The organism is Bradyrhizobium sp. NBAIM08 (genome assembly GCF_020193935.1).
Lineage (GTDB): Bacteria > Pseudomonadota > Alphaproteobacteria > Rhizobiales > Xanthobacteraceae > Bradyrhizobium > Bradyrhizobium yuanmingense.
The window spans coordinates 155,801-173,106 of the sequence record NZ_JADYVR010000013.1 but is presented as its reverse complement, the minus strand read 5'-3'; the positions used below and the strand labels follow the sequence as shown (position 1 = coordinate 173,106).

At 65.3% G+C, this 17,306-nt stretch carries 14 protein-coding genes; 6 read left to right on the top strand and 8 right to left on the bottom strand.

Annotated features, from left to right (window positions below; translation table 11 throughout):
- Positions 1-19: 19 nt before the first annotated feature.
- Positions 20-1,237: an NAD(P)/FAD-dependent oxidoreductase gene (locus I6F37_RS32460; protein ID WP_225153746.1), complete on the bottom strand. Its 1,218-nt coding sequence runs from the start codon at positions 1,235-1,237 to the stop codon at positions 20-22.
- A gap of 409 nt (positions 1,238-1,646) precedes the next feature.
- Here I6F37_RS32460 and I6F37_RS32455 point away from each other — a divergent pair, with 409 nt between their 5' ends.
- The 3 genes from I6F37_RS32455 (at position 1,647) to I6F37_RS32445 (ending at position 5,940) form a co-directional block, all read left to right on the top strand.
- Positions 1,647-2,993 carry a lipopolysaccharide biosynthesis protein gene (locus I6F37_RS32455; protein ID WP_225141429.1) on the top strand — a complete coding sequence of 449 codons (1,347 nt, stop codon included), beginning with the start codon at positions 1,647-1,649 and terminating at the stop codon, positions 2,991-2,993.
- 206 nt (positions 2,994-3,199) lie between these two features.
- Positions 3,200-4,375, top strand: coding sequence for a glycosyltransferase family 4 protein (locus I6F37_RS32450; protein WP_225153744.1), 1,176 nt, complete (start codon positions 3,200-3,202; stop codon positions 4,373-4,375).
- Between the two features lie 29 nt (positions 4,376-4,404).
- Positions 4,405-5,940: a hypothetical protein gene (locus I6F37_RS32445; RefSeq protein WP_225153742.1), complete on the top strand. Its 1,536-nt coding sequence runs from the start codon at positions 4,405-4,407 to the stop codon at positions 5,938-5,940.
- On the opposite strand, the gene I6F37_RS32440 is transcribed toward I6F37_RS32445, so the two are convergent.
- The 7 genes from I6F37_RS32440 to I6F37_RS32410 form a co-directional block, all read right to left on the bottom strand.
- Positions 5,905-7,611: an FAD-dependent oxidoreductase gene (locus I6F37_RS32440; RefSeq protein WP_225153740.1), complete on the bottom strand. Its 1,707-nt coding sequence runs from the start codon at positions 7,609-7,611 to the stop codon at positions 5,905-5,907. The two genes, I6F37_RS32445 and I6F37_RS32440, sit on opposite strands and share 36 nt — an antisense overlap.
- A 67-nt stretch (positions 7,612-7,678) precedes the next feature.
- On the bottom strand, positions 7,679-8,146 hold the full coding sequence (locus tag I6F37_RS32435) for a MarR family winged helix-turn-helix transcriptional regulator (protein ID WP_036005156.1): 468 nt from the start codon (positions 8,144-8,146) through the stop codon (positions 7,679-7,681).
- Positions 8,147-8,296: 150 nt separating this feature from the next.
- Positions 8,297-9,244, bottom strand: a complete 948-nt coding sequence (locus I6F37_RS32430) for an ABC transporter substrate-binding protein (protein WP_036005159.1) — start codon at positions 9,242-9,244, stop codon at positions 8,297-8,299.
- 101 nt (positions 9,245-9,345) lie between these two features.
- Positions 9,346-10,386, bottom strand: coding sequence for a ribose ABC transporter permease (locus I6F37_RS32425; protein WP_036005162.1), 1,041 nt, complete (start codon positions 10,384-10,386; stop codon positions 9,346-9,348).
- Positions 10,379-11,902, bottom strand: a complete 1,524-nt coding sequence (locus tag I6F37_RS32420; RefSeq protein ID WP_036005165.1) for a sugar ABC transporter ATP-binding protein — start codon at positions 11,900-11,902, stop codon at positions 10,379-10,381. The genes I6F37_RS32425 and I6F37_RS32420 overlap by 8 nt, the downstream gene beginning before the upstream one ends.
- Positions 11,903-12,040: 138 nt before the next feature.
- Positions 12,041-13,486 (bottom strand): xylulokinase, encoded by a 1,446-nt coding sequence (gene xylB / locus I6F37_RS32415; RefSeq protein ID WP_036005167.1) that lies wholly within the window; start codon positions 13,484-13,486, stop codon positions 12,041-12,043.
- A gap of 11 nt (positions 13,487-13,497) precedes the next feature.
- A complete protein-coding gene (locus I6F37_RS32410; protein WP_036005170.1) occupies positions 13,498-14,421 on the bottom strand; it encodes a LysR family transcriptional regulator in 924 nt (307 codons plus the stop codon).
- Between the two features lie 107 nt (positions 14,422-14,528).
- On the opposite strand from I6F37_RS32410, the gene I6F37_RS32405 reads away from it, so the two are divergent.
- From I6F37_RS32405 to I6F37_RS32395, 3 genes are read left to right on the top strand one after another with little or no spacing between them, the layout of a single operon-like run.
- Positions 14,529-14,852, top strand: coding sequence for a Dabb family protein (locus tag I6F37_RS32405; protein WP_036005173.1), 324 nt, complete (start codon positions 14,529-14,531; stop codon positions 14,850-14,852).
- Entirely contained in the window at positions 14,849-15,928 is a 1,080-nt protein-coding gene (locus I6F37_RS32400) for a maleylacetate reductase (RefSeq protein WP_036005176.1), read from the top strand. The genes I6F37_RS32405 and I6F37_RS32400 overlap by 4 nt, the downstream gene beginning before the upstream one ends.
- A 4-nt stretch (positions 15,929-15,932) precedes the next feature.
- Entirely contained in the window at positions 15,933-17,297 is a 1,365-nt protein-coding gene (locus I6F37_RS32395; RefSeq protein WP_225153738.1) for an amidohydrolase family protein, read from the top strand.
- Positions 17,298-17,306 lie beyond the last annotated feature (9 nt).

Sequence of the window (17,306 nt, the reverse complement as noted above, 5' to 3'; positions counted from 1 at the left end):
CGGCGGGGGGTCGCAGAGATCAGGCGCGCAATACGCTGCGGACGCGGCCAAGCCAGCCCGGATGCATCTGATCGACGCGGTGTGCAAGACTGCGCCGCAGGAAGTGCAACCGTCGCCGCACGTCCCAGCCGATATCGTTGCGCGAGGTCAGCGCCTGGCGGAAGCGTGCCATCTTCAGCGATTGCTGATCCGCCGCGATCTTGTCGCGATCGGCATAGAATTGCGAGATCTTCTCCAGGCCCATGCCTGCAGTCATGAGCCATCGCGGCACATATTCGGTGCAGAGACGGTCGACGTCCACGAGCAGGCGGGCGACGCCCGTTCCGGCCGCAGGACAATTGGTCTGGAACGCATCGCCGATGAGCACGATTCCGGGCCGGAGATGCCCCTCGACGACGGTCAGATCCATCACCCAGTTCTGGACGCGATCGGTCACACGGAAATCGCCGAGGTAGCTCCGCAATCCCGGCAGCAGGCGCAAAACTGTCGCCTCCGGTTCGCGGCGCAACTCGCGCATAACAGGATCGGTCGGATCGCGGAACATGAAGAGATTGGCACGCATTCCGGCGTGGACGGGAAACAGGCTGAGATAGTCGATGCCATCGGCGGTGCGTTCGCCGTAACAGGTCAACGCCTCGAAATCGAACGGGGTGCCATCCTTGCGCGCGATCGTGAAACCGAACGACACCGAATGGCGCTCGGCAAGCACGCGCCGCCTGATGCCGAGCTTGTAGCCCAGGGCTCCCGCCATGCCGGTGGCCAGAACGACGAGGCGCGCCGCCACGCGCCGTCCGGAGGCGAGCTCGAGATGCTGGACATCGCCGCTGCTGCCAATCGCTGTGACCTCGTCGACGATCAGGTTGGAAGGATCCGGAAGCTGGCGACGCGCCATTGCGACGAGATCGGCATAGGCAAATCCGTAAGCCCTGCCGACGCTGACATCGACCACCTTGCCCTCACGGATGTTGAGCACTTGATCATATCGGCACGCGACATCTTCGAGCGCATCGAGAAAGCCGAGCTTACCGAACAGCTCCAGCTGATGGCCGCCGATCTTCTCGACCCGAAACTCATCCGGATGGACTGCCCGCTTGTCGATCAGAGCGACGCGGCGCCCTGCCCGCGCCAGCACGGCCGCCGCAAGCGATCCCGCAAGACCGCCACCGACGATGGCGACGTCCGAGTCGATGGTTGCGGTCTCGTCCCCGTCGACCGGCTCGGTCACGGTTCTCGTCATGGCTCCGGCTCCCACGGTTAACAGCGTCTGCAGTGCAATTCTCTCGCCTGATGTCGCATCGCAGGGCCGGGTGCGAACATTTCCTGAGATTGAGGTTAATGACCGCAGGTGCCCAGTTCGCCGACTCGCCGCGGCACGCGTCTTGCTGTCCCGAAACCATTCTGCACGCGAGCCCCGGATCTCGCCTTCTCAGTCGTCGATGCGGCGTTATGCCGTCCGTCGCGCGAGTTGGAACTCGCAGATGTTGGACAATGGAGACAGCGATGTTCCAGAACGAAGCAACCCGTATCACCGCGATCGCCGAAATCCTCCAACTCGTCCATTAACACTCGCGATTGCTCGACATGCTAGGTTCTCGCCGGTATCGGAACATGTCTCGTCAGGGGAGCGCGGCTCCCTTAACTCTTCCATGATCGCATCCATTCTCCAGTTCATGCGGCGCGACGTCACGCGCGGCGTTGCCGGGACCATCCTGCTCAAGGTCGGCAGCGGCGTGCTCGCGTTCGCGTTGTTCTCGCTGGCTGCGCGGACGATGTCGCCTGACGGCTTCGGCATCTTTGCGACCTGGCTGTCGGTCGCGCAGATCGCAGCCGTCGTGGGACTGGTCGGCCAGGAATCCCTGCTGGTGCGATTCCTGAACGAATATCAGGTCGGCGAAAGGCCGGACCTTACCAAAGGCGTGTTGCAATCGAGCTTGAAGATCGCCTCGGTCGCAATGCTGATCGTGATCGGCGGGATCGCGATCGTCGCGAGCATGAGAGGCGACTGGTGGCTGCTGATCCTTGCGGTGTCGGCCTACACGGCCGTCAATGCCGGATTGATGCTCGGCAGCCAAATCGCGCGCTCGCTGGTCAGCATTCTCATGGGCGAAGGAAACCGCGAGTTCCTTTGGCGGGCCCTCGTCGTCGTGTTCCTGCTCGTCATGCTGCTCGCCCATCGCCAACTCGATCCGGCCGAGCTGTTCGCGGCGATGACGGTCGCCATGTCGGTTGGCCTTGTTGCGCAGATCGTATCCGTCGCGCGCGTGCTGCCGGATCTGCGCAGTACGCCGGCGCGCTCGGAGACGTCACGCTGGCGATCAAGTGCCCTGCACTTCTGGCTCGCATCGATCCTCGAAGTCGCCAATCAGTATCTCGACGTCATTCTGGTCTACTGGATGCTGGATCCGACGACCGCGGGAATCTACTTTGCCGCCTCGCGCCTCGCCAACATTTTCGCCATGGTGTCCGCGGCGCTTTACACGTTCGGTGCGCGCCGGCTCCCGTCGCTCTATTTCAGCAAGAACCACGGGGAGTTCGAGCGGACCTCGCGCTTGATGGCGGAAGTGACTGGGCTCTGCGTCGTCGCCGGTCTCGCCACGATCTGGATCGGCGGCCCCTATCTCCTCAACCTGTTCGGACCTCATTTCGCCGAGCAGCATTCGGTCCTGATCGTGCTTGCAATCGGAACCGCCATTCAGGCGGCGGGCGGCCCGGCTGCTGCGATCCTGCAGCTGACCGGTCATGAACGAATCTATGTGCCGGTGGTCGCTGCCAACGTCGGGCTGCGGCTCGTCGGATTTCTCGTCCTGGTCCCCTTCCTCGGCGTGCTTGGCGCGGCGATTTCGACGACCGTGTCGCTCGCGCTCGCGACCATCGCCCTGAACGTCCTCTGCCGCCGGCGCAGCGGGGTGGATCCTTCCGTTCTGGTGCTCTTGCGCTTCCCAGCATCGAGGCGCGGCAATTATGCCGTTCGCAGCGCGGACTCGCGTGACTAGGTGTCAGCACGCGCCGCCGGGGTGAACGCGCAGGACCGATTGGTTAACGCGCCGGCCGGGAACCAGCGGAAATGCTGCGCCAACGACACCGTGGCCATCGCGCCGCATTAACTCCGTTTGTTGCTAGCCGGTGTCCGCGGGATGCCCGCATGATAGGTACGGAGTTAAGAAGGTGAAGATTTCGTTGCTTTAGCGGGTCGGGATCCGTGCTCCATTATCAGCCGAACAAGGACCTGGACGAGACGAGCGCGACGGCACCTGCGCGGCCGAACGGCAGTGGGCGAAAACTCCACGTGCTTCTTGCGCAAACCCAGGCCGAGAACGCCGGTGCACAGGAGATCTCGCGGCTGCTCGGCGCCGGGCTGACCGCGCGCGGTCACCGGGTCACCAATCTGTTCTTCTTCCGCAAATCGGACTCCTTTGACGAACCGCCCGCCACGCTCTACTGCGCGCCGAGCCGGCCGGGCAATCCGCTGGCGCTGCTGGGGATGCTGTGGACGCTCGGCCGCCACATCAGAACCACCAGGCCCGACGCCGTCCTGACCTTCCAGCATTTCGGCAACGTCATCGGCGCCGGCGTCACGCGCCTCGTCAGCCGTGCACCCGTCGTCGCCAATCAGGTTTCATCCGCGCTGGCGATGAGCTGGCCGGTCCGCACCGCCGACATCGCCATGGGCAGCCTCGGCTTCTTCGACTGCATCACGCTCAATTCGCAGGACATGGAGCGCGAATATTCGCGCTACCCCGCGGCCTACCGGTCGCGCATGGTGCATGTGCCGCACGGCTTCGACGACAAGGCCCTTACCCTGTCGAAGGAGGCGGCACGAGGTCAATTCAACCTGCCACCGGACCGCGTCCTGCTCGGTTGCGCGGCACGGCTGCATCCGCATAAGCGGCTCGATCTGGCGATCGGTCTGCTGCCGGATCAACCGTCCTGGCATCTTGCGCTGGCCGGCCAGGGAGCCGACGAGGCCCGGCTGAGGCAGCTCGCGAACGACTTGAACGTCGCGGACCGTCTGCATTTGCTGGGAGAGATTCCTCCTGGCCGGATGGCGGACTTCCTTGCTTGTCTCGACGTGTTCGTCTTTCCGACCCAGGCCGAGACCTTCGGTCTGGCCGCGGTCGAGGCCGCCAACGCCGGTGTTCCCTCCGTCGTCACCGATCTTCCCGTCCTGCGCGAGGTATTGTCCTACGAGGGCAGACCGACGGCGCTCTTCGTCGATGCCTCCGATCATGCGAAGCTCTCCGCGGCGGTCTCCAGGCTGGTAACCGACAAGCAATTACGTGACGAGCTGCGACAAAACGCCAAAGGCCTGCGGCTGCGCTATTCGGTAGATGCCATGGTCGAGGAATACGTCCGGATTCTCGACCGGGTCGTTTGACCTGATACGTCGGAACAGATTGGCTCGACATGATCATCGAGTTTCGCTGTGAACGTGACTATGCGCGGCGCTGGATGGACCGCAGGACGCTGTCGGTCGACGGCCGGGACATGCCGGTGCAAGTTGCATGGACGGCAACGGCGGAGCCGCGGCCGGCAGGTCTCGATGCGCTGTTCGAGCTCGAACGCATGGTGTTGCACAAGGGCAAGCACAGCGCCGCCGACAGGCTGACGATCAGCTCCGAACCAGCACGGGTCAGCATCGGCACCGCCGACGTAATCGTCGATTTCACGAATGCCCCGCGCGATCCGGCGAGCCCGGCCCGGCTGTATCTGCGGCCGCTGTTCAACGGCCTCGCAGGCGAAAATGCCGCGCTCGCCGCCATCCTCGCCGGCGACCTGCCCGTGATCGAGATCGTCAACGAGATCGACGGTTCGGTCCTCGACCGCGGCCATCCGTCCGGTGAGATTGCTGCGGGCCTCAGTGGTGCGCTCGAAACGATCATGGCGCGGACCCTCACCATGCTGGCGGCGATCCTGTCGGGAAGGCCGCGCATCGTGCCGCACCTGCCGCGCCCCGCTTCAACTGTCCCGCACCGCGGACCCGTTGGCTACGTGGCGCGCGGCCTTGCCGTATCGATCGCCAAGGAGATCTATCGCCTCTGCTGCTATGCCCCGCATTGGCATATCGGATGGCGCTTCAACGACGGCCCGGGCGTCTGGCAGACCGGAGACCTGTCAGGTCCAAGCTGGAACGTTCTGGGAGATCCTGGAAACCACTTCTACGCCGATCCCTTTCCCGTCACGTGGCAGGGACGGACCTTCGCCTTCTTCGAGGATCTCGATCACCGTGTCGGAAAAGGTATCATTTCCGCGATCGCGTTCAACGACGCGGGGCCGATCGGCGAGGTGATGCCGGTGCTGGAGGAGCCCTGTCACCTCTCCTATCCGTTCCTGATCGAGGACGATGGCGAGCTGTGGATGATCCCGGAGAGCTCGACCCGCGGGGACGTCGCCCTCTACAAATGCACTCGGTTTCCGGACAAATGGGAGCGATACGCAACGCTCCTTTCCGGCCTCGAGCTGGCCGACGTCACGATCACGCGCCACAACAGCCTGTATTATCTGTTTGGCGCCTGGCGCGACGGAACGGGTGGCTATTCGGATTCGCTGGCGATCTATTACGCCGATCGGCTCTTGGGGCCTTGGCTTCCCCACGCCAGCAATCCCGTCTTGATCGACCGCGCCAGCACGCGGCCGGCAGGAAACTTCGTCACGCTCGATGACAGACTGTGGCGACCGGTCCAGGATTGCACCGACGGATACGGCGCAGCGCTTGCCCTGGCGGAAGTGGTCGAGCTGTCGCCGACGGTATTCAAGCAGGTCGTCCGCCACACTCTGAAACCCGGACCGGCATGGCCGGGCAGGAAGCTGCACACCTTGAATCGCTGCGGGCGGCTCGAGCTGATCGACGGATCGCGCGTCCAGCCCAAGACCAGTCTCTTTACGAGCGCAATTCCATCGGCCGTGTCACCTGCGCGAACCAATCCCTCCACCGCCGGCTAGCAGCCGCGCGTCTTCGCGCCCGAGTACGCGGCTAAGAACGCGTGCGATCGTTCCGGCCTGCGATGCGTTGCCGCGCCAAGCCACGATCTGGTCGGGACGTATCAGGGCGAGATCCGCCTCATAGAGATCGCGCAACGATCTGGGTAGCGTGACGAGCTTTACGTCGGCCCCGATCGCGCGAATGGTGTCAGCGAATGACGCATGGGCCGACATGACGTCCCCAAACTGAAGCAAGGTCCATTCGAATCCGAACAGGTCGTATAGCGACATGCCGTCCTCCAGCCACGCATGCGGTGGGCGGCCACCGGGAGAGGCGGTGGGAACGTAGACGTTGGCAGCATCCGGCGGCGGCTCGCTACCATCGGGGACGATGATTGGGGAGCCGTCGTAGCGTCCGCCGAAGGTGACGCCGGGGATGTTGAACTCGGCACGGGCGTGCTGATTGAGATAGGCACCCGCGATTCGCCGCGCCTTGTGGCCGGCCTCCGTGGCATCCTCGATCTCCGGCGCCGGCGCGAAGAGGCCAAGCGAATCGGCGAAGCGGCGCGCATGATCGGTGTTGCGGAGCGCCACCGGACGCCGCTCGACCTCGTAACTATTGAGCAGTGCCGCCGGGCTCACGCCCTTGACGACGCTTGCGAGCTTCCAGCCGAGATTGACCGCATCCTCGATGGCGGTGTTGTAGCCGAGCCCGCCGGTCGGCGTGAACAGATGCGCCGCGTCGCCGCCGAGGAAGACCCTGCCCCGCTGCATCCCGCTTGCCACCAATGCGTGACCGGCGGTCCAGGTCAGGAAGGACAGAACTTCGCAATCGATCGGCGCACCGCAGGCGCGCTGGAACGCGGCTTTGGCCTGGTTGATCGTGATCGCAGTTTCGTCCTCGCCCGGTCGCAACTGGGTGTGGAATGCAAACTCATCGCGGCCGTTCACCGAGGCCATGAAGGCGCGGCGGTCGCCGTTGAAGCAATTGTACATCCACGCTTTCGCGTGGGGAACGCGCGCGTAGAAATCGGGCGAGCGGAGATAGACCGCCAGCATGCGGCCGCCCATGAAGTCGCGCTGCGTCCCGCTCTCGCCGCCATAGACGATCCCGAGCGATTGCCGGACCATCGAGCGCGGCCCGTCGGCCCCGACCAGGAAGTCGGCGCGGACCCGAAAGCGGCTGCCATCGTCGAGACATTCGATATTGCCGGCGATACCGTCATCACTTTCCGTGTAGCCGATCAGCCGGTGACCGTAGTTGAGCTGGATTCCGGGCAGCCGTTCGGCGTGGCGGCGCAGCACCGCCTCGACATATTTCTGCGAGACCCGATGCGGCAGCTCCGCCGCGCTCCAGGAGCCTGACATGCCCTTGATCAGCTCACCCGCCCGCGACGCTGACGGCAGCGCGAACCGCGCCAGCTCGTATCCGGTATAGCGCGTGAAATATGCGACATCGGTCGGGTAGTCCGCGGGCAGACCTTCGCGCCTGATCTCGTCGGCAAAGCCCAGCCGCCGATAATGCTCCATCGAGCGCGCCTGCGTCGCATTGGCTTGCGGGTTGAAGGCCGTGCCCGGCTTTTCGTCGACCAGGATCGCGGACACGCCGCGGCGGCCGAGCTCGTTGGCCAGCATCAGCCCGCAAGGGCCCCCGCCAACGATGAGCACCGCGGCCGTCAGACGAATTTCCAAGCTGCTTCTCCCTACCAACGCCAACCTGCATGGTAAGGACACCTGACTATTTCGTCAAGCTGCCTGACTAATCCGGGTCATCGAGCGTGTCGAATTCCGTGCCATACACCGCGAGCCCCTTCAGGATTGCATCCATCGTGGCCTTGCCGAGCTCGACGCGCATCTCCCGCTCGGCGATGTCGACGGCATCACGGAACGCATCGAGCCATTTGCGCCCCGTGGGCGTGAACACGACGATGCGCGCGCGCCGGTCGGTCGGATCGGCGATGCGATCGACGAGGCCGAGCGCGGCGCATTGGTCGACCAGCTCGCCCATCGCCTGCTTGCTCATGGAGGCGCGGCGGGCGAGCTCGGTGAGCCGCGTCCCCTCCACGTCCAGATTGCGCGTGAGGCTGACATGGGCGATGCGCGTCTCGTCGTGGCCCCGCTCGGTCATCAATTCGAGCACACGGCCTTCGAAGCGCCGCACCGCGTTATTGAGCAGGCGGCCGATATTGGCATGCCGCCACGCGGTGCCTGACGTCGTGGATTTCACCGGATCTGCTTTCCGAATCGACCGAACGAGATCGTGGAAAGCTAGCACAGGCATTGCTGCGTGCTACTGGTGAGCACGCGAGGTATCGGCGGCGGGCGGCGCGATCGAACCGCCACCCGCCATCTCTCGTGCTTCGAACGCCCCGATGCCTTACTGCGAGCGATCCGAGGTCCAGCCCTTGTACGCGGCAACGTTGTCCCTGGTCACCAGCTTGGACGGCAGCAGCTCGACGGTCGAAGCCGGCTTCTGGCCGTTGAGAATGCCGACGCCGACCTGCACGGCCCGCCGCGCCATGAAGAACGGATCCTGCGACGCGGACGCCTGAATCTGCGGCGACTGCGGATCTTTCAGCGCGGCCTCGATATCGGGCGCGCCGTCGACGGCGGTGATGATCATGCCGGTTCGGTTCTGCTGGCGTGCCGCAAGGTCGGTACCGATCGCCTGCGGATCGTTGATGGCGAAGATGGCGTCGATCTTGGGGAAGCGGGTCAGATAGCCCTGCGCGACGGTGAGGCCGCCCTCGCGCGAGCCCTTGCCGTCCTGGTCGCTCGACAACACCTTGATGCCGGGATTCTTCGCGAACACGTTCTTGCAGCCGACCACACGGTCGATCACGGCGGAGACCTGCGGCCCGTTCTCGATAATGACGTCACCCTTGCCGCCCAATTTGTCGACGATGTACTGGCAGGAGATCTCGCCGGCCTGCACGTTGTTCGTGGTCACGGTGGCATCGGCGCCCTCGGCCGCGGTGTCGACCGCAACGACGACGATGCCTGCGGCTTGCGCCTTCTTGATGGCCGGCCCGATCGCCTTGGGATCGCCGGGGTTGAGCAGGATCAGGTCGACGCCGGCGGCGATGAAATTATCGATCTGGGTGACCTGCTTGCCGAGGTCGTATTCGAAGCCGACCGTCGTGATCTTCACGTTGGGATTGGTCTTCTTGGCCTCGAACTCGGCGCCCTTCGACAGCGCGACGAAGAACGGATTGCCCATCGATCCCAGCGAGACGCCGATCGACTTGAGCTCCTTGGCGAAGGATGGTGCGGTGGTGAGGGCAAGCGCCATGGCGGCGCCGCCGAGCATGATCGTCTTCAACATGGACTTCCTCCCTGGTCTGTCTTCGTCCCCGGCGCGGCAGACCAGTTGCCGCAACGGAATCTCGTCTCAAGCCATGCGCACGCCGTTGCGCGCCAGACCTTTCACGTTCTCGCGGAGCCTTGCAGCCGGTAGCGGTCCAGCGCCACGGCACCGATGATCACCAGGCCCTTGATCACATATTGCCAGATGTCGGAGACACCGATCAGGATGAGCCCGTTCGAGAGCACGGCGATGATGAGCGCACCGACCAGCGTGCCCCAGATCGAGCCGATGCCGCCGACGAACGAGGTACCGCCGAGGATCACCGCGGTGATTGCATCGAGCTCATAGGACTGGCCGAGCTGGAGTCCGTTGGCTGCGTAGAGCCGCGCCGCCTGCATGGCGCCGCCGAGCCCGGCGAAAAGTCCGGAGATGCCGTAGACGAAGATCAGGACGGCCCAGACCTTGATGCCGGCAAGCCGCGCTGCGCTCTCGTTTCCGCCCACGGCATAGATATGCACGCCGAGCACGGTCCGGCGCAGCACCAGCCAGGAGACGAGAATGACGAGCAAGGCGATTACCGAGAGCCATGGGATCGACGCGACTCCGGGAATGAGCGTCAACGAGCCGTTGCCGATGAAGGCATAGGGAATGGAGGGATTGAACACGGTGGTGTCAGCCCCGAGCAGCCGCGCCAGGCCGCGCACTGCGGTGAGCGAGCCGAGCGTGACGATGAAGGGCGGCAGGCGCAGCAGCGCAATCAGCGCGCCGTTGACGATGCCGAAGACGAGGCCGGTGAGCAGTGCGGCCGGCAGCCACAGCAAGCCGAGCTCCGGCATCTTGGAGAGCGTCAAACCCGCCATCGCGGAGGCCGCCAGGATCGAGCCGACCGACAGGTCGATGCCGCCGGTGAGGATGACGAAGGTCATGCCGGCGGCGAGCACGGTGTTCACCGCGGCCTGCTGCAATACGATGCCGAGATTTTGTCCGGTGAAGAAGCGGCCTTCCGACAGCACGTTGAAGCCGATGCAGAGGATCAGCAGCACCGGCAACATGCCGAGCGCGCTGATCAGCATCCTCATCCGCTGGCGTCTTGTCTCCGCGGCAGCGCCATTGGTCGTCGTCGATGCCGGCTTTGCCTCCGCAGCACCATTGTCAGGCATCGAGATGCTCCATCCCCGTGGCAAGCCCCATGATGTCTTCCTGCGCCAGCGGCGAATTCGGACCGCGGCTGACCTCGCCGGCAATGTGCCCGGCACGCATCACGATGACGCGGTCGCAGATGCCGATGATCTCGGGCAGATCGGACGAGATGACGAGGATCGCGGTGCCGGCCTTGGCGAGATTGTCGATGATCGAATAGATTTCCGACTTGGCACCGACATCGACGCCGCGCGTCGGCTCGTCGAGAATGAGGACCTTCGGCGCGATGGCGAGCAGTCGCGACAGCAGCACCTTCTGCTGGTTGCCCCCTGACAGGCCGCCGGCGGGAACGCCGGCATTCGCGGCGCGGATGCTGAGGCCGGCAAAGGCGCGGTCGGCGCGCTCGCGTGCCTTGTCGCGGTCGAGAAACCAACCGAGCTTCGCGTCGCGGCCGAGCACGGCGAGGTTGATGTTGTCCAGGCACGACATGTCGAGAAACAGGCCGAGCGCCTTCCTGTCTTCGGTCAGATAGGCAATGCCGGCCTCGAGCGCCTCGCCCGGCGTGCGGATCTCGACCGGACGCCCCTCCAGCTCGAGCCGGCCGGAGGTTTTTGGCGACGCGCCGATGATGAGATGCGCAAGCTCGGTGCGACCGGCGCCGATCAGGCCGGCGAGGCCGACCACCTCACCCGCATGCACGGTGAGGGAGCAGCCCTTGACGCGCCCGCCATCGGCCATGTCGATCGCCGCGAGCACGGGATGCCCCCGCCCCGCCTCCGGATCATGGTCCTTCTTGTAGAACGAGGAGACGTCGCGACCGACCATCAAGCGCACGATGGTGTCGGCGCGGATCTCGGGCTTGTCGAGCGAGCCGACCAGGCGGCCGTCGCGCAGCACGGTGACGCGATCGCCGAGCGCATAGATCTCGTCCATGCGATGCGAGATGTAGATGATGGCAAGGCCCTCGGCGCGAAGCTGGCGGATCAACGCGAACAGCCGCTCACTTTCGGCGGCCGACAACGAGGTGGTCGGCTCGTCCATGATGAGGATTTTCGATCTGACGTGCAGCGCACGGGCGATCTCGACCAGCTGCCGCTGCCCCATGGACAGATGCGCCACCAGCGTCGAGGGCAGGAAGTCCGCGCCCAGGCGCTTCAGGATCGGGCCGACGCCCTCGCGCATTGTGCCGCGCGCCAGCAAGCCTGACCGCGATATCTCCCGTCCCAGATAGATGTTCTCGGCAACGCTGAGATTGGGAGCGAGCGACAGCTCCTGGTAGATGATGGAGATGCCCGCCGCGCGGCCGCCGAGCGGGCCTTCGATCCGCACCGCCCTGCCCTCGATGCGGATCTCGCCGCCCGGGTCGGGCCGGTAGGCGCCGGACAGGATCTTCATCAGCGTCGACTTGCCGGCGCCGTTCTCACCCATCAGGGCGTGAATTTCGCCGGGATAGACGGTGAGATCGACGGCCCGCAGCGCCTTGATGCCGAAGAAGGTCTTCGAGACCCCGCGCATCTCGAGGATCGGATCGTTCATCGTGCCTCCCGGCGCACAATGCGTTTCCCACCCGCGTCTCGTTTCTCGGCAACGCGGTTTGGTCATTAAACAAAAGCGGGTGACGCAGGGCAATACCGAAGGCGAATATACCGAAGTATGCAAACCAGATTGGGCCAGCTAGTGGCGCGGCCGATACAGGTCGCGCCAGGCGGGAAGCCGTTCAGCGTAGGCATCGACCAGTGCAGCGTCGGGCTCGAATGTTTCGATGCGCTGCGGCTGCATGCATACGTCACCGATTGCCTCACCCGTGACAGCAAGCCGCCCCAATCTCGCCGCACCGAACGCGGCGCCGGTTTCACCTCCGGCAAAGCGATGGATCGGAATGCTCAGCACGTTCGCCAGCACCGAGAGCCAGAAGGTAGAGCGTGAACCGCCGCCAATCACGTCGGCCTCCGCAATCCCGATGCCGGCATCCGCGAGCGCATCGCGGCAATCGGCAAGCGCGAAGGCAACGCCTTCGAGCACCGCCCGCACGATCGCCGCGCGATCGGTGCCATGGCTCAGGCCATCCAGCATGCCGCGCACAACGGGATCGTCGTGCGGCGTCCGCTCACCGGCGAGATAAGGCAGGAAGCTCACGGGCGACGGCGCCTGCGGTCGTGCTCCAAGCGGCGCCAGCAGCTCGGCCTCGGCGGCGCCGAACAGGCGCGCGAGCCAGGCAAGGCAGGAAGCGGCCGAGAGGATCGCGCCGGCCTGAATCCACATCCCTGGAATGGCGTGGCAGAACGTGTGCACGACACGGTCGGGATTGGCGGCGATCCGGTCGGTCGGGACCATGAGCGCACCCGAGGTTCCCAGCGACACGAAAGCGGCTCCCGGCCGGATTGCGCCGATGCCGATGGCGCCCGCGGGATTGTCGCCGGCCCCACCCGCGATCACCGGCTGCCTGATCATCCCCCAGCGCCGCGCGAGTTCGCTGCGCAGCGTGGTTGCGGGCGCGCATCCCTCGACCAGGCGCGGCATGTGCTCGCGCGACAAGCCGCTCGCTGCCAGCGCGGCGTCCGACCAATCGCGGCGCGCAACGTCGAGCCATAGGGATCCCGAGGCATCCGAGACGTCCTCGACAGCCTCGCCCGATAGCACCAGTCGCAGATAGGCCTTTGGCAGAAGAACGAGTTTCGTCGCCGCGAAGATCTCGGGCTCGTGCGCGGCGATCCAGAGCAGTTTTGGCGCGGTGAAGCCCGGCATCGCCTTGTTGCCCGTCACCTCGCGCAAGGCGGGCCAGCGTTGCTCCAGGACACGGCACTCAGTCGCAGAGCGTCCGTCGTTCCAGAGGATGCAGGGCCGCAGCGGCCTCAAGCTTGCATCGAGCAGCGTGGCGCCATGCATCTGGCCGGACAGCCCGATGCCTGCGACCGCTGCTAACGCATCGGCATGCGACGCCTTGAGAGCATCCAGCGTGGCGAAGGTCGCATCGATCCACTGCGCCGGATCCTGCTCGGAATAGCCCGGTTGCGGCGAGACGGTCGCGAGCGACCGGCTCTCGCTTGCGATCACGCGCTGGGCATCATCGACGAGAACCGTCTTGACCGCCGACGTGCCGAGATCGATGCCGAGATACATGCTGCTTCCGCTCACTTCGCCGCGTCGATCCAGATCCCCGGCTCTGAATGCTCCCGGATGTAGCTGACGAGGAAGTCGGAGAACACCCTGATCTTGGCAGGCAGCCTGACGCGGTTCTGATAGGCGATGTTCATGGTGAGCAACGGCAGCTGCCAATCGCTCAGGACAGGCACCAGCCGCCCAGCCGCGATATCGCCCTGCACGATATAGAGCGGCTGGATCAGGATGCCGAGCCCCGCGCGCGCCGCACCACAGATGATCTGGCCGTCGTTGCTGTCGAGCGTCGGCGCGATCCGGATCGTCTGCGTCGTGCTGCCCTGGCTCAGCCGTAGCGAATAGGGATCATTGGCGAGATTGTAGATCAGCATGTTGTGCCGGGCGAGATCGGCGGGATGCTCGGGCCGGCCGTGCTTCTCGAGGTAGGAGGGAGCGGCCGCGAGCACGCGGTGCATCTGACCGATGCGGCGGACGACGATGTTTGAATCCGGCTCGTGCTCGCGGGTGCGGATCGCAACGTCGATGCCGGCCTCGATGAAGTCGAGATAGCGGTTTGCACTGATGATCTGCACGCTGAGATCGGGATAGAGCGCACGGAAGGCGGGCAGCATCGGTGCGAGGTAGATCATCGCAAAGGAGAGCGAGCTCGTCACGCGCAGCATGCCCTTCGGCGACAGCGCGCGGTCGGAGACGGCGTCCTCAGCCTCGGCGAGCTCGTTCAAGAGCGTGCTGCACCGCTGCAGCAGTTCCTGTCCCGCTTCGGTCAGCCATTGCCGGCGCGTGTTGCGCTCGATCAGCCGGACCGCAAGCCGCTCCTCCAGCGCACTGAGATGGCGGCTCGCAGCGGCGTTCGACATCCGCAGGATTTCGGCGGCCTTGGAAAGGCTGCCGAGCTCAGCGGTTTTGGAGAACACCTCGAGTTGAAGCAGCCGGTCCATTTTTGCATAAAGAGGAAAAGAGACTTACAAATTTTGACCTTTATTTCCGTTTTCTGCAAGGCAAAATGGCGCCAACAAAGCACCATTGCAGGCGAGGAAATCAGGAAATGTCGGGCCCGATCAGGCACATCGTGATGTGGCGACTGCGCGGGGAGAGCCCTGAGGAGCGCTCGGCCGCCCGGCTCAAGGTCAAGACCCTGTTCGAGGGCCTCAAGGGCCGGATCGACGGCCTCACCCATATCGAAGTCGGCATGGACGTCAGCGCGGTTGATTATGCCTGCGACGTGGTGCTGTTCTCCGAATTCACCGACCAGGCGGCGCTCGCCGCCTATGCCAACCACCCGGAGCATCTGCGCGTGCGCGAGGCGCTGGGCGACTTGCGGATCGGGCGCTTCCAGGTCGATTATCCCATCAAAGAGACCGGCGCATGATCGGCTCGTTCACCTTCGAAAACCTGCCCTGCCGCGTCGTGTTCGGCAGCGGCACGCTTGCCTCAGCCAAAGCCGAGGTCGAGCGGCTCGGCGGCAAGCGTGCGCTGGTGCTGACGACGCCGCAGCAGGAGGCACAAGGCAAGAGCTTGGGAGCCGCGCTCGGCCCGCTCTATGCCGGCATCTTTTCCGGCGCCACCATGCACACGCCGGTCGAGGTCACGGAACGCGCGCTCGCGGCAATGAAGGCATGCGAAGCCGATTGCGTCGTTTCGCTCGGCGGCGGCTCGACCACCGGGCTCGGCAAGGCCTTGGCCTTGCGCACCGGCGTCAACCAGCTCTGCATTCCCACCACCTATGCCGGCTCGGAGATGACGCCGATCGTCGGCCAGACCGAGAACGGACTGAAGACCACGGTGCGCGATGCAGCCGTGTTGCCGGAGACCGTGATCTACGACGTCGACCTGACGCTGACGCTGCCGGCGAGCCTCGCCGCAACCTCCGGCATCAACGCGATCGCCCATGCCGTCGAGGCGCTTTACGCGCGCGATGCCAATCCTGTCACCTCGCTGATGGCCGAAGAAGGCATCCGCGCGCTGGCGCGCGCCCTGCCCGCCATTGCCGCGAAGAGCGACGATCGCGAGGCCCGCACCGAGGCGCTCTATGGCGCCTGGCTGTGCGGTGTCTGCCTCGGCACGGTCGGCATGGCGTTGCATCACAAGCTCTGTCACACGCTCGGCGGCACTTTCGACCTGCCGCACGCCGAAACGCACACCATCGTGCTGCCGCATGCGCTGGCCTACAACGCGCCGGCCGTGCCCGACGCGATGGTGCGGATCGCGCGCGCGATCGGGGCAGCCGATGCAGCTCGGGGGCTTTTCGAACTTGCGAAACGGCTGGGTGCGAAGGTCGCGCTACGCGACGTCGGCATGCCCGAGGGCGGGATCGACAAGGCGGCTGACCTCGCAGTCACGAATGCCTACTGGAATCCGCGGCCGCTCGAACGAGGCGCCATTCGCGAGTTGATCGCGCGCGCCTGGACCGGCGAGCCACCCGGCGCCATCAAAGCGGTAGCTTGAAGCGATGCGGCGCACCCTGATCAGATCCGCCACCGTCATCAGCATGGATGACGCGATCGGCGATCTCTCGACCGGCGATGTGCTGGTCGAGGGCAGCCGGATCGCCGAGGTGCGCCCGTCGATCGACGCTGCGGCCGACACGGCGGTCGTCGACGGCACGGGCCGCATCGTCATTCCCGGCCTGATCAACGCACATATGCACACTTGGCAGACCGGCTTGCGCGGCTTTGCCGCGAACTGGACGCTGCTGGAATATTTCCGCCGCATGCATGCGGGCCTCGCCACCGTGTTCCGGCCCGACGATATCTACATCGCAACCCTCGTCGGCGCGCTGAACCAGATCAATCACGGCGTCACCACGCTGGTCGATTGGTGCCACAACAACCCGACGCCGGATCATACCGACGCCGCCGTGCGCGGCCTGATCGAAAGCGGTGTCCGCGCCGCGTTCTTCCACGGCTCGCCGAAGCCCGAGCCGAAGCCGGGCGAGCCGCATTTCTCGGAAGTGCCGCATCCGCGCCGCGAGGTCGAGCGGCTGCTGGCGGGCTCCCTCGCCGACCGCGACGGCCTCGTCACGCTCGGGCTCGCCATTCTCGGCCCGCATTACTCGACGCTCGACGTCGCCATGCACGATTTCCGCCTGGCGCGGGAGCTGAACCTGATCGCCTCGATGCATCAGGGCGGCGGTCCGGCCAAGACGCCCGACGGCTGGGAGAAGCTGCTCGAGGCCGGCCTCGTCGGCCCCGGCATCAACATCGTCCACGGCAACGATCTGCCCGATGATCTGCTCGATCGTCTCGTCGATCTCGGCGTATCGTTCTCGGTGACGCCCGAGAACGAGATGATCCAGGGCCATGGCTTTCCGATCACCGGCCGCCTCCTGAAGCGCGGCGTGCGGCCGACGGTCGGGATTGATCTCGAATCCGTGCTGGCCGGCGATCTCCTCTCCGTCGCGCGCGTTGCGCTCTCGATGCAGCGGGCGCTCGACAATGCGGAATCGCGCAAGGCGAGTGGCGCCATTCCGGCGACGACCACGATTCCCGTGCGCGAAGCGCTGCGCTGGGTCACGACGGAAGGCGCCCGCATGCTCGGCCGCGGGCACCAGACCGGCTCGCTGACGCCTGGCAAGCTCGCCGACCTCGTCATCATCAACGCCTCCGATCTCAATCTTCATCCGATGCATGACCCGATCGCAACTGTCGTGATGCAGACGAGCCTCGCCAACATCGAGGCCGTCATGATCGGCGGCGCCTGGAAGAAGCGCAACGGCTGGCTGCTGGTTGACGGGCTGGAGACGAAGAAGGAGTTGCTGGCGCAATCCGGCCGGCGGCTGGTGCAGGATATTGAACGACAGGGACGCGCCGCCTGAGGCGCCAAT

Excerpts from the sequence above, each read along its gene's own strand:
- I6F37_RS32460 (WP_225153746.1), bottom strand. The coding sequence starts at position 1,237 with ATGACGAGAACCGTGACCGAGCCGGTCGACGGGGACGAGACCGCAACC.
- I6F37_RS32455 (WP_225141429.1), top strand. The coding sequence starts at position 1,647 with ATGATCGCATCCATTCTCCAGTTCATGCGGCGCGACGTCACGCGCGGC.
- I6F37_RS32445 (WP_225153742.1), top strand. The coding sequence starts at position 4,405 with ATGATCATCGAGTTTCGCTGTGAACGTGACTATGCGCGGCGCTGGATG.
- I6F37_RS32430 (WP_036005159.1), bottom strand. The coding sequence starts at position 9,244 with ATGTTGAAGACGATCATGCTCGGCGGCGCCGCCATGGCGCTTGCCCTC.
- I6F37_RS32425 (WP_036005162.1), bottom strand. The coding sequence starts at position 10,386 with ATGCCTGACAATGGTGCTGCGGAGGCAAAGCCGGCATCGACGACGACC.
- I6F37_RS32420 (WP_036005165.1), bottom strand. The coding sequence starts at position 11,902 with ATGAACGATCCGATCCTCGAGATGCGCGGGGTCTCGAAGACCTTCTTC.
- xylB (WP_036005167.1), bottom strand. The coding sequence starts at position 13,486 with ATGTATCTCGGCATCGATCTCGGCACGTCGGCGGTCAAGACGGTTCTC.
- I6F37_RS32410 (WP_036005170.1), bottom strand. The coding sequence starts at position 14,421 with ATGGACCGGCTGCTTCAACTCGAGGTGTTCTCCAAAACCGCTGAGCTC.
- I6F37_RS32405 (WP_036005173.1), top strand. The coding sequence starts at position 14,529 with ATGTCGGGCCCGATCAGGCACATCGTGATGTGGCGACTGCGCGGGGAG.
- I6F37_RS32400 (WP_036005176.1), top strand. The coding sequence starts at position 14,849 with ATGATCGGCTCGTTCACCTTCGAAAACCTGCCCTGCCGCGTCGTGTTC.
- I6F37_RS32395 (WP_225153738.1), top strand. The coding sequence starts at position 15,933 with ATGCGGCGCACCCTGATCAGATCCGCCACCGTCATCAGCATGGATGAC.